Origin of the sequence: Mediterraneibacter sp. ICN-202921 (assembly GCF_037890075.1) — a bacterium.
GTDB lineage: Bacteria > Bacillota > Clostridia > Lachnospirales > Lachnospiraceae > Mediterraneibacter > Mediterraneibacter massiliensis.
On sequence record NZ_JBBKBE010000023.1, the window covers coordinates 1 to 13257 of the forward strand.

Consider the following 13257-nt stretch of genomic DNA (forward strand, 5'->3'; position numbering starts at 1 on the left):
ACAGAGTGATGATGATCTGAATTGATTTCAGTGCAATAGATATCTAAATAATAGATTGCCGCTCCACATCATCACTGGTGAAGCGGCATTTTACAGCATTACATAATCCAAAGTAATAACAAGTCCCCTATCCTCCACAAGATAGAATACTTTTTATTTTCATTTCATTGTGGGTACGGCTTGAATTCCAGTTCTCTGCGTGTTATACTATCCAATGTTGTAAAGCCTGTAAAAAATAAGGTCTATCGGGCTTTCCGCCGATTTCCGGCGTTAAATGAATCGTGTGTTCGAGACCTTCCACACGTAAAACAAAACTAAAGGAGAACAACAAAATGAAAGTATCAAAAAACATCCCCGTGCTGTTTATGGCACAGGCAGCAATGATCGCTGCCATCTACGTAGTTATCACACTTCTGTTCGCGCCATTTAGCTATGGTGAAATTCAGGTTCGTCTGTCGGAGGCGCTGACGATTCTTCCGATATTTACCCCTGCGGCGATTCCGGGTCTGTTTATCGGCTGTCTGCTCAGTAATATTCTTGGCGGATGTATCGTCCCGGACATTATTTTCGGCAGTCTGGCGACTTTGCTCGGCGCGTTTTTCACCTGGAAGATCCGGGATCTGAACAAGTTCTTTGCTCCGATCCCCCCGATCATCGCCAATATTCTCATCGTCCCTTTCGTGCTGAAATACGGATATCAGATTCCCCTCCCCATTCCGTTTATGATGCTGACTGTGGGAATCGGAGAAATCGTTTCCTGCGGTATACTGGGAATGATCCTGTATTACGCACTGGCTAAATACAAACACACTTTGTTCAGAAACAATTTTTAAAATTTAGCAATTAGACAACAAAAAACTTTCGTATACAGAGAATGGTCGGCTTTTCCAGTAATAACCATTCTCTGCAGCGAAAGTTTTTTATTTCACATACCCGATAAATGTATTGCCGCTGCCGCTGATCATATCTTCCATATCATTGACACTCACGGTGTTTTCTTCTCCTGTATCCGGGTCTACATACGTCACATCTGTTGTGGAATACCCCGTCAAAAGGATCGCATGGCTGGAATCTGTCAGCGCGATCACCGGACATCCTTTATTGATCACATACAGCACCTGGCTTAATGTACAGCCGGTCAAGTCCATTTTCTCAGCATCCGGCGCATACTGCTCCATATATCTCTCACATGCGTCTAGGGAGCCTTCACCTTCTTCTTTCTTAAATGTACCTGCCTCTGTATAATAGACTAAATCCCTGTTTCCTTTTTCCCACACATAGGACTGATCTGAAGAGATCACCACGCCAGAGACTTGTTCTGCCTTCTGTATCGCATATCCGGCCTTGTCATATACTGCTGCCAGTTCTCCCACTCCGTATACATAATATTTCTTTTGCCTGCTCTTATCACTTAGGCTGACTGTAATCGGGCGTTCTTTTAACACCTGATTTGCACGGAGGATCTTCGGCGCCTGACTTTTCAGTTCTTTCTCAAAAGTAAACCGCATCTGTGTCTCTTTTAAGTCTGTCGCAACTGTTTCCAGAACGACCCCGTTGTCGTTTCTTTCTTCATTATTCGTAATATAATCCGGACTCGACGCGTGATAGACGTCTCCGCTTTTTACAACCCGGTTGATCGTCACAAGATTGTCTTCCACGATAATATCCGAAATAAATGTATCTTCAGCCGCATAATTTTTGACTGCTTTATTTTCTGTATCGCGAATTTCCAACTCGTACATAGGCGCTATCTCATCGCCGGACACAGATTCTCCAGAATCCTCTGGATGAAGCTTGCCATAGATAAAATCATCTGCCACAAATCCTAACGGGCGGACAGCCTCCCCCTTTTTCGCTTCTATCGTATAGGAATCTCCCGCAGACAGATCCAATACTTTGATCTGCGCAGCGCTGTTCAAAGAACCATTTGTCTGGTATGCAAGCAAATGACCGTCTGCCGATACCGTATACTGCCCTTCTTCCAGCTTCTCTGCCAGCACAGTCTGCTTATCTTTGTCCAGATCGATCTGATACAATGCTCCTCCTGCCAATACGTACAATACTTCCTGTTCATTATTGTAGTATACCATTTTTCCAAATTCATCTTCCGCGATCGCAAATGATTTGGTACTTGGGATAAACGCCTTTTCTTCTGCCGCATTTTTCTTGCTGTCATAGTCATAAACAGCAACGCCTACTTCTCCTTCATGTCCCCCCTGATTCATATAGCCATATACGGCAAATATCATACTGCCGTTTTCTTCCATACTGATGATACGTACCGCATGCTGATCATTCCTGCTGCGCACGTCGTATCCCTCTTTATTGGCAAAACTAAATATCTGGGTAAACGTATCTTCTTCTTTGTTATACAGCCAAAGATCTCGTTCCTGGACAAAAGCAAGGATCGTATCCTCTTTGTTCGTCTCATAGGCAATATCCTGCGGTGCGATTCCAAGCAGTATCCCATCTTTGTCCAATACTTTCGCCGTTCCATCAAATACCTGGTTCATACTTCGATTATAGTCCAGCAGATACATTTCCCCTTCACTTAAGCGTACCCTGAAAAACTCTTTGATATTATACGTCTCAACTTCACTGCTCTCTCCCTTACAGGCCACCTGATATTTAGCAAGGACAGATGTATACACCGTATTACTTTCCTTAATGCTCCATTCTATCTCTCCGGTAATTTCAGGCTGTAATTTCCCCCACGAAATATGACGGATATCCGAATGAATATTTACTGTCTGATAGGTCGTATTATCACTTGTCTCGTCGGGTTCCAGATAAACACTCAGCTCTTCTGCCTTCGTCTCATCAAAGGTCTTGTCGTGAAAATCCTGTGCAAACTGCAGACACTCTTTTACAGATAGTTCATCCGGTCGTTCGATCCTGGTATAATAATAGATCTCTCTTTCTTCCGTCACTAATATCATACGCAGGACCGCTTCCTGTACGTCCTCCTCCAGGGAACTATCCAACTGGATCGCTGTCTCCTCTGCTGAAAAGTCTCCCACCTTGCCGGTCGTATATACTTCTTCTCCATCCAAGGAGTATACTTCGTACTTGACCTGCGTGATTTCCTCTTTTCCCTTTTCTATCCCCAGTGTTAAAGAACCTTTATCATCCAACGGGGTGATCGTATCACGCATTGCGGTGATATCCATCTCCTCCACGTAACCGGAAAGTGTATTGACCTTATATCCTTCCACGTAAAAATACACTCGCGGCAGCGTAGGATCTCCCATATCTACGGTGGAATCTTCCGTCCCCCTGTTTATGATCAGACTGCTGATCACAAGCGCCGCCAGAAATACTCCCAGCAGTACTCCTGCTTTTACCAGTTTTTTTCTCATTTATTTCTCCTTTTTTCGTCCAGAAGTGTGCCCAAAACAGGATGTACACAGAGCAGTTCCTCACACCTTCTGATTTCCTCCGCCGCCTTTTTACGATCGCAGCCGGAAGCCTTCTTTACTGCACGTATCAATATATTTTTTGGTGTATGCTCCATATCGATAAATTCCAGTATCTGTGATTCGTACCCCTCTCTCTCCAGATATTTCGCCCGCAGTCCATCTGTCACAAGCGCCGCCATACGTTCTTTTAAGAGTCCATAATCCAGGATCGGGCTGAGGTCTTCATTCCCTATCTGTCTGTTCAGCTCGTGCTGACAGCAGGGAACCGAGAGGATCACTTTTGCATTCCATCCGATTGCTTTCGCAAGAGCATGATCGGTTGCCGTGTCACATGCATGAAGCGTTACGACCATATCGACACGATCCACTCCCGTATATTCCGCGATATCCCCCCTCAAAAAAGACAGCTTTTCATAGCCGTATTTTACCGCCAGCCTGCTGCAATGTGCGATCACCTCCTGCTTAAGATCCAGTCCTATGATCTTTATGTCATATCCCTTTAATTCATGCAGATAATAGTATATCGCAAAAGTCAGGTAGGATTTGCCGCATCCGAAATCCAGGATCGTTAGTTCTTTATCCTTATCCAGCTGCGGAAGAATATCTTCTATAAATTCTAAAAAGCGATTTATCTGACGAAATTTATCAAATTTTGCGTGTACGACCTTCCCTTCTTTAGTCATGACACCCAGATCTACCAAAAAGGGAACCGCTTTGCCTTCTTCTAATATATATTTTTTACTCCTGTTATGGGAAAGATCTACCTTTGGCAAATTGTCTTTATTCCTCTTTTCCGTCACAGTCATTTTCCCTTTTTTGCTCACCAGCACAGTATATTCCTTCCCGCCTGCCGTCATCTGCATCTGTCTGAACATATGCATATAGGAAAGGATCCTCTCTGCCGCCTTTAGAGCAGGTACATTCTCATGAAACACCTGCGTCTTCGTATACGCCTCAAACTGAAAATACAGACTGCCTTTCTTTTCTATCGGACGTACCTTTACTTTTAGTATTTCCCCTTTTACCCGCGGATTACTTATGACCGCACGTACAAAATTTATATCCAGAGATGTTTCTAATATCTTTTTTAATTCATCCATATCCGGCACCTCTTTTCAGCGCTTTTTTCAATTATACATTGTAAAACAATCCGCCGATTCCCGCAACCTGTAAAGCCACTTCAACAAAAAATCTTGTTAATAGGACAAAACACCTTCCTATTATAAAAATAAGCGCAAAGAGACATTCCCCTTGCACTTATTTCTATAAACGATCTTTGATTTTAAAGTTTTTCCCAATCAGCCGATTTTGCATATATCCCTTCCTACATCCCAACCGGTTCGATCAAGTACCCTTTCTGCGCCAGCATCTCTTCTATCATATCCAGTGTCTCTTCACTGTCCGCCTCCACCGTATGATAATGATAATCTGATGTGATATTTTTCAAAGGACTGGATTTCCCGCTCTTTATATCATCCAGAAACCGCATGATCTTTCTGCGGGATGTGATGTTGAGTTCTGCCTCCATATGTCCGTACACTCTGTGGTTTACCATAACATTTTTGATGCTTCCTCCCAGATCTACGATCGAGATCAGTTCTTCCTCCAGCTGTTCGTCTGTATGCTTCACTTTGAAGACACGGCTCACATGATACGGCTCTTGTAAAATATATCCTCTGTTTGTCGAAAGAATGTCATGTCCTGCTGCCCGGATCAAAGCTATATCCTGTACAATGACCTGGCGGCTTACATGATAGTCCTCCGCCAGTTTTTTCCCGGATACAGGAACATCACTTTGTTTGATCTGCCTTACGATTGCATTTCGTCTTTCCTGCCCAGTCATCCTTTTTTTCTTCTCCTTCTCTTCTCACTCTATACTGCATGCAGATGTTTCAGGGAAATATCCAAGATCGGTGCGGAGTGTGTCAACGCCCCGCTGGAAATGTAATCTACCCCCAGACTTGTAAGCCGGCTGATATTTTCTTTTGTCACATTTCCGGAACACTCCGTCTGTGCTCTTCCCTCTATGATCTGTATAGCTTCTGCCATATCCTCTGTCGTCATATTATCCAGCATGATAATATCTGCACCTGCCTCCACCGCTTCACGCACCATATCCAGATCTTCCACTTCTACTTCTATTTTTCTTACAAATGGAGCATACTCTTTTGCCATCTTTACCGCTTTTGTCACACTTCCCGCGGCTCCGATATGATTGTCCTTGAGTAAGACGCCGTCTGATAAGTTATATCTATGGTTATATCCGCCGCCTACACGCACCGCATACTTCTCGAAAATCCGCATATTCGGCGTTGTCTTTCTCGTATCTAAAAGCTTCGTTTTGCTTCCTTTCAGTAATTCCGCCACAGAATGTGTGTAGGTAGCGATCCCACTCATCCTCTGCAGGAAATTAAGAGCTACCCGCTCGCCGGATAACAGTACCCGAATGTCTCCCCTGACTTTTCCCATCAACTGTCCGTTTTTCACTTCGTCCCCATCCTGGCAGTAAAATTCCACTTCTGTATCCGCATCCAACAGTTCAAACACCTTCTTGAATACATCCAGCCCGGCTATAATACCGTCCTGCTTACAGATCAATTCTACTTCTCCTTTTACTGCCTCTTTCATTACCGCATTGGTACTCACATCCTCACTGGATATATCTTCTTTCAATGCTTCTAAGATCAAATGCTCCGCCTGGAGCGTCATAGTTATGTGATTCATCTTTTACTTTCTCTCCTTTTCTTTCTGTCCATATGCCGCCGTAATCTTCCTTGCGGCACGTTTTGCGAAAACAAGACTTTCCAATAAGGAATTGCTCGCCAGCCTGTTGGCTCCATGCACACCGTTGCAGCTTGTCTCTCCTACAGCGAATAACCGTTCCATGGAGGTCCGGCTGTACGAGTCCACCCAGATACCTCCCATAAAATAGTGCTGCGCCGGTACGACCGGAATACACTCTTTAGTCACGTCATATCCTTCTTCCAAACAATGTTTATATATATTCGGAAAATGCTTCAAGATCTCTGTTTTGTCCATTTTTTCCATAGAAAGCCATACATACTCTGTTCCATCCTTTTCCATTTGTTCCCGGATAGCCTTTGTTACCACATCTCTCGGAAGCAGTTCATCTACGAACCGTTTTTTGGCCTTGTTATACAGCACTGCCCCTTCTCCTCGGACAGACTCCGAGATCAAGAAACGTCTTCCCGGTTTCTTCGAATATAATGTCGTCGGATGGATCTGTACATAATCCAGATGTTCCAGACGTATCCCATGCCTTTTCGCAACAGTGAGCGCATCTCCTGTCAGATGAGGAAAATTCGTTGAATGTTCGTATAATCCTCCAATACCGCCGCTTGCCAGGATCGTATGCTCTGCCTGTATTTCCATTTCTCCTGCCGCTTTACTGACAGCATACACACCCCTGCATATTCCCCCTTCCTCTACAATGTCTGTCATTGTCGTATACTCCAATATCTGTATATTATCCCGTTCCTGCACTTGCTTAAGCAGCTTGCTCGTGATTTCTTTTCCGGTAATATCCTTGTGGAAAAGTATACGGGGTCTGGAATGAGCCCCTTCTCTTGTATATATATATTCGCCGTTTTCTTTCTCAAATTCAACTCCACAGGCAGCCAGATCTTCTATGATCTCTCTGGAACTTCGGATCATAATATCCACCGATTCTTTTCTGTTTTCATAATGTCCGGCTTTCATCGTGTCTTCAAAGTACCCTGCGTAGTCGTTCTCATCCCGCAGTACACAGATCCCTCCCTGTGCCAGGAAAGAATCACTGCTTTGTACATCTGCTTTTGTCAGCATGATGATCTGCTTGTCCAAAGGCAGATTCAGCGCGCTGAAAAGTCCGGCCACTCCGGTCCCTACGATCACCACATCCGCCTGTATTTTCATATGCCCATCCCCCATATCTATTTTGCCAGTTCCAGCATACGCTTCAACGGTTTTTCATACGCTTCCGCCTCGGCTTTTGTCATCTGTACTTCATTTTCGCCGGTTTTAAGCACATGTTTGATCTTTTCTAAAGTAATCCTCTTCATATCTCTGCAGACCGGGACCGTATCGGTAAAGTAAAAGGTCTTTTCCGGATTTTCTTTTTCCAGCATGTACCTTACGCCCTCTTCTGTACAGATGATAAATTCCTTCTGCGGACTTTTCCCTGCGTACGCAATGATCCCGGAAGTACTCCCTATATAGTCTGACATACGGCAGATCTTCTCCGAACACTCCGGATGTGTCAGAATCTGTGCCTGCGGATGAAGTTCTTTTAACTGCCGCACTTCTTTTTCCTGTACCTCCTCATGAATCGGACAATACCCTTCATTATAAATGAAATGCTTTTCCGGTACCTGTTTAGCTACATGGTGTGCCAGATTTCTGTCCGGTATGAAAAAAATATGCTTATTCGGAAGTGCTTTCACAATCTTCACCGCATTTGCCGATGTCACGCACACATCCGAATATCGCTTCAGTTCTGCCGTAGAATTGATATAGCAGACAACTGCCAGGTCATCATACTCTTCTCTTACTTTCTGGATCGTTTCTTTCGCCGCCATATGCGCCATAGCGCAATCCGCCTGTCTGTCCGGCATCAACACTGTTTTCTCCGGATTGAGGATCTTGGCGCTTTCTCCCATAAAAGAAACTCCGCAAAATACGATCGTATCTGCCTGCAGGGATACGGCCACCTTGCTTAAATAAAAAGAATCTCCTATGTAATCGGCGATTTCCTGTACCTCCCCCGGCACATAATAATGAGCCAGGATCACGGCTTTCTTTTCTTTCTTTAATTGATGTATTTCATCTACTATTGACATAACTATACTCTTCCTCCCAGTAAATTCACATCATTATATCACATGTTTTTACATGTGACAAGACACATAAGTTGACAGCTTTACATTTACGAAAAAACCTCAAACCACTTCACTTTCAAAAGTTCATTCTGGTTTGAGGTTTTATATTTATATGCATATTTTAGACTGTAGGCTTTACTTCCAGCGGATTGTCCAATCCATTTTCAAAACGATACAGGCTGTCAAAATTATACCGCATCATATTCTCCACATCCCGCTCTGTATAAAATGCCGTATGCGGAGAAAGGATCACATTCGGGAAAGAACGGAGGATCGCCATCGTCCTGTTTTCGATCACATCCCCCATCCGGTTGTAATAATACAAACCGTCTTCCTTTTCCAGCACATCCAGGGCCGCGCCGCCGATCTGCCCAGACTCAAGGCCGTCGATCAGCGCTTCTGTGTCGATCATACTTCCGCGTGCGCAGTTGATAAGCACCACGCCTTTTTTCATACGGGATATCGTCTCCGGATTGATCATATGATAACTCTCCGGCGTTGCCGGCGTATGTATCGTGATCACATCCGATTTCTCGTAGAGTTCCTCCAGTGTCACATATTCACAGGGCAGCCCTTCCTTTTCATATAGATCATATGCCAGGATCCTGCATCCAAATCCTGAAAGATTCCGTATTACATTCGCGCCGATCTGCCCGGTTCCGATCACGCCCACCGTACAGCAGGACAAATCTTTACCGATCTTTTTTCTGAGCGTATAATCCTGCACCTCGGCACATTTCAAAATATACGACATATTCCGCAGACACATCAAGATCAGCATGACTGTATAATTCGACACTCCGTCCGGATCATATTTTGTATTACTGACGCGCATATTCAACTCTTCTGCTTTCTTCAGATCAATATGATCATATCCTATAGAACGTGTAGTGATGTACTTCACGCCCAGGTCATGAAACTTTTCTAACAGTTTTGCCCCTATTTCGCAAGGCGTCGTGCTGACTGCGTCATATCCTTGTGCCAGATCTACATTCTCCATCGTAGGATACTCTGCGCTCCATCCAAAGTCTATTCCATATTCTTGCTTTAATCTCTCTGCTACATCCAGTTCATCAAATTCACGCATAGCGTATATAAAAATCTTCATGTCTGCTCCTTTTGCGGTACTTTATTTTTTATTCTTCTGCATCTCCTTCAATTGCGGAAAAATCGCGGGAAGGATCGATCTTCTTGAGCCCAAATCCGGTCAAAATATAAATCAATGAAATCACCGGTACAAACATCGCAAGGAAATTGTATTTGCACATAGAAGCGGCGGATACGCCTAAGACGCCAGCCACAAATACCGGTCCTGTGCTCCACGGCATCAATGTTCCTCCCAGAGTTCCTACATCCTCCATGATTCTGGACAGGTTTTCTGATTTCAGATTATAGCGTTTTAATAAAGGATTAAATAATGTCGCATCCATAACAAATGGGAAATTATACGTAGGCACTAGAGTAATACCAAGCCATGTAGTAACATAAGCGGATACAAGAACTCCCTTTCCTGTCTTGATCTTTCTTACCAGCATATCAAAGATCGGCTGCAAAATACCCGTACCTGTCAAAATTCCGCCCAGCCCCAATGCACTGATGAAGATAGACAAAAGTTTCAGCATACTTGTCAAACCACCACGGTTTAAGATAGAGGTAACCATTGTATCCTCTGTATTTGCTACGAAACCGCTGGTCAGGAAAGTTCCCAGTTCCGTAATAGATACGCCCTGATATGCAACAGCGATCACTGCCGCGATCAAAGAACCGACCAACAAAGAAACTACCGTAGATTTCCGCATCAAGATCATGACAATAACAACGATCAACGGGATAACCGGCAGGAAATTAATATGATACAGTCCCTGTAAAGCTTCTACAAATGCATCTGCCGCAGCTCTGTCATATGTGTCTCCTGCTGTTGTGATTCCCATGACCGCATACACGATCACACAAAGAAGAGCCCCCGGGATCGTAGTCCATAGCATTGCTTTAATATGTACGAAAATATCTGTCTCTGTCAATGTAGATGCCAGAATCGTTGTGTCAGAAAGTGGAGACATTTTATCTCCAAAATATGCGCCTGATATGATCGCTCCTGATGTAAAAGCCGGATTGATCCCTAAGGCTGTCCCTATACCGATCATCGCCACCCCGACTGTCCCTGCAGTTCCCCAGGAAGTACCTGTAGCGACAGAAATCACACAACAGAATAAAAAGGTAAAAGGCAGAAAAAATTTGGGTGTAATGATCTCCATACCTCCAACCAAGATAGAAGGAATCGTCCCTGCTGCCATAAATGCCGCGATCATAATTCCTACAGCCAGAATGATAGCTGAAGAGGGAATACATTTCTTGGCAGATTCATAAGCAAAATCTTCTATTTCCCGGAATTTAAATCCCAAAGGCATCGCAAAAAGGCCTGCAATCAACCATGATGTAAACAATAAAATCGCAAAATCAATTTTAAAGATAGCAAAACCCAATGCTATAAAAAGTACGATCACTGTAAAGGCTATGATCGAGTACTGCCATGACGGCGTTTTCCTGTTTGTTGTCTTTTCATTTCCCATAATCATCTCTCTCCTTTAAATTTTTCTTTTGCTTTCTTTATAAATCATTTATAAGCCTATCTTTTTAAAGCCATTCTCCAGATCGTCGATCAAATCTGAAACATCTTCCAAACCGACAGAAACACGGATCAGGTCTGCCGGAATCCCTTTTTCGGCATCTGCGTCTTTCGGACTGATCAGGGAATGAGCTTCCCCTAAACTTACCCAATGTTTAAACAATTTTAGTTCCGGGATAAATTTCTCATGCAGTGTCTCATGATCTACATCCAATTGGAAACACAACATACCGCCGAATCTTTTCAGCTGCTTTTTCGCCAGTTCATGCTGCGGATGTTCTGCAAGCCCCGGATAGATCAGATTTTTTACAAACGGCTTTGTCGCCAAATACGCCGCCATTTTTTCCGCATTGTCACAATGTCTCTCCATACGCATAGGCAAAGTCTGTATGCCCCGCATGATCAAAAAGGAACCAAAAGGACTCAGACAAGGCCCTAACTCTCCCATCATTCTCTGGAGTTTATAATAGATTTCATGTTCATTTGTACTGATGGCGCCGCCCAATGCGTCTCCGTGCCCGTTTATATATTTCGTAGCGCTTTCACAGACCACATCGCAGCCTAATTCCAGCGACCTGCACAGATAGGGTGAAGCAAAGGTATTGTCATTGATATGCTTGGCGCCATATTGATGAGCCAATTCACTGCACCTTTTCAGATCGATCACTTCCAGCATAGGATTGGTAACTGTTTCTGTCAGGATCAATTTTGTGCCGCCTTTTTTCAATTCTTTTTCCAGTTCTTCTTCCTTGGTCATATCTACCATGACGACATCTGCGTTAAGCAGTCTTGGCAAATCTTCTCTTACAAAGAAATATGTCCAAAGATACAGATCCTTATGACAGATAATGCGTTCTCCATGATTAAGAAGCGCTAAGATCGGCAGCGTCACTGCAGACACTCCGCTCGCTGTCGCCAATGTATAGGCCGCCCCTTCCAAGGAAGCAATATTTGCGCACAGTGCATCCCTGCTGGGATCTCCATTTCTCTGGTAAGTCGTACCTGATGTAACCGATGCGTAGATCGGTACCGCTGAACGGTCTGTATAATTTCCCACATCAATTGCACGGGTCGCAAAGTCCATATCTTCATATTCTTTGTTTTTTTCAAAAATATGTGTTCTGTCAATTTTGGGCATTAATTCTTCACTTGTTCCCATTTTCCCCTCCTGTTTCCCGCCGGTTTTGCCGGTGAATTTTTTGATATGAAATATTATATATTTGTTTTTATGAAAATAATATTCGCATTTTCAATATAATTTTTTCATTTAATTTGTCATATACGTCAAATATTTTTATATAATTATTGTTTTATGCAAATATTGTTTATTTTGTATATTTTTCCATTTATAATTTTGTTTATTCCGACACTTTTCTTCTTTTTACACATTTATTGCATATATTTTATTTACAAAACCTCTGTTTTGTATTAGCATATTTATAAATAATTATGATTTTTGCATATAGAAGGGACGCTATCATGAAAACAAGCAAAAGCGAAATCATTTCACGTCAGAATAAGATCATTAATTATCTGCGTAAAAATAATTGCATAAAAATAACAGAACTTGCGGATATGTTTGGCGTATCGGATACAACGATACGCAGAGATATACACCTTCTGGCTAATTATGGAGAAGCGATACGATGTAAAAATAATATATGTATGTTGGATATAAAAAGAAGTCATCCGAAATTCGACGACGAAAAAGGTACCTCTGCCTGCACGGAAGAAAAAGACAAAATCGCTCAATATGCGGCTACTTTACTTGAAGACGGGGATACTGTCTTTTTTAACAGCAGTTCTACCGTTCTTAGGATCATCCCATACATTAAAAATAAATCCGTTACAATTATTACAAACAATGGAAGGAGTTTATTCACAGACAGAGATTCAAGCACAGAACTTGTACTGATCGGGGGTGAAGTGATCGGAAATACAAAAATGGGAAATGCCAAAATGTATACGACAGGCACTCTCGCTGTCGAGGCAATAGAAAAAATATCCGCAACAAAATGTATTCTTGGAGTAAGCGGCATCAGTGCAAAAGGTGGTCTTACTTCTATGGCTGTACAGGATCCTGCCGTCAACCAGGCGATGATCCGCCACTGCAGCGGCCCTGTGATTGTTGTGGCAGATCACAGGAAAGTAGGGATCCAACATAGTTTTTTCTTTGGGAACTTATCGGATGTTTCCTGTCTGATCACAGATGCAGAGTGTGACTCTTGTGAACTAGAGAAAATACGGCAAACCGGCGTCGAAGTCATTATCGCAGACACACAGCCAGCCCTTCCGGAAGTATAAAACCGGAAAGGCTGGCTGTTGCGCTCTCTAT

Annotated in this window: 11 protein-coding genes; 2 read left to right on the forward strand and 9 right to left on the reverse strand. The window is 43.2% G+C overall.

Annotated elements, in window-relative coordinates; all coding sequences use genetic code 11:
- Positions 1–332 precede the first annotated feature (332 nt).
- Positions 333–833: a QueT transporter family protein gene (locus tag WKT01_RS12830; RefSeq protein WP_340312617.1), complete on the forward strand. Its 501-nt coding sequence runs from the start codon at positions 333–335 to the stop codon at positions 831–833.
- A gap of 87 nt (positions 834–920) precedes the next feature.
- Here WKT01_RS12830 and WKT01_RS12835 read toward each other — a convergent pair whose 3' ends face one another.
- The 9 genes from WKT01_RS12835 to WKT01_RS12875 form a co-directional block, all read right to left on the reverse strand.
- Positions 921–3359: a C39 family peptidase gene (locus WKT01_RS12835; protein ID WP_340312618.1), complete on the reverse strand. Its 2439-nt coding sequence runs from the start codon at positions 3357–3359 to the stop codon at positions 921–923.
- A complete protein-coding gene (locus WKT01_RS12840; RefSeq protein WP_340312619.1) occupies positions 3356–4519 on the reverse strand; it encodes a class I SAM-dependent methyltransferase in 1164 nt (387 codons plus the stop codon). Before WKT01_RS12840 ends, WKT01_RS12835 begins: the two co-directional genes overlap by 4 nt.
- 224 nt (positions 4520–4743) lie before the next feature.
- Positions 4744–5262 (reverse strand): transcription repressor NadR, encoded by a 519-nt coding sequence (locus WKT01_RS12845; protein WP_340312620.1) that lies wholly within the window; start codon positions 5260–5262, stop codon positions 4744–4746.
- Positions 5263–5291: 29 nt separating this feature from the next.
- A complete protein-coding gene (gene nadC / locus WKT01_RS12850; RefSeq protein WP_340312621.1) occupies positions 5292–6143 on the reverse strand; it encodes a carboxylating nicotinate-nucleotide diphosphorylase in 852 nt (283 codons plus the stop codon).
- 3 nt (positions 6144–6146) lie between these two features.
- Positions 6147–7334, reverse strand: coding sequence for an L-aspartate oxidase (locus WKT01_RS12855; protein ID WP_340312623.1), 1188 nt, complete (start codon positions 7332–7334; stop codon positions 6147–6149).
- A gap of 17 nt (positions 7335–7351) precedes the next feature.
- Positions 7352–8257, reverse strand: coding sequence for a quinolinate synthase NadA (gene nadA / locus WKT01_RS12860; protein WP_340312625.1), 906 nt, complete (start codon positions 8255–8257; stop codon positions 7352–7354).
- Positions 8258–8417: 160 nt separating this feature from the next.
- Complete coding sequence (locus WKT01_RS12865; RefSeq protein ID WP_340312627.1) at positions 8418–9404, reverse strand: D-isomer specific 2-hydroxyacid dehydrogenase family protein; 987 nt, start codon at positions 9402–9404, stop codon at positions 8418–8420.
- Positions 9405–9432: 28 nt separating this feature from the next.
- Positions 9433–10866: a Na+/H+ antiporter NhaC family protein gene (locus WKT01_RS12870; protein ID WP_340312629.1), complete on the reverse strand. Its 1434-nt coding sequence runs from the start codon at positions 10864–10866 to the stop codon at positions 9433–9435.
- Positions 10867–10914: 48 nt separating this feature from the next.
- On the reverse strand, positions 10915–12081 hold the full coding sequence (locus WKT01_RS12875; RefSeq protein WP_340312631.1) for a trans-sulfuration enzyme family protein: 1167 nt from the start codon (positions 12079–12081) through the stop codon (positions 10915–10917).
- 320 nt (positions 12082–12401) lie between these two features.
- Here WKT01_RS12875 and WKT01_RS12880 point away from each other — a divergent pair, with 320 nt between their 5' ends.
- Positions 12402–13226 (forward strand): DeoR/GlpR family DNA-binding transcription regulator, encoded by an 825-nt coding sequence (locus WKT01_RS12880; RefSeq protein WP_340312633.1) that lies wholly within the window; start codon positions 12402–12404, stop codon positions 13224–13226.
- Positions 13227–13257: the final 31 nt, after the last annotated feature.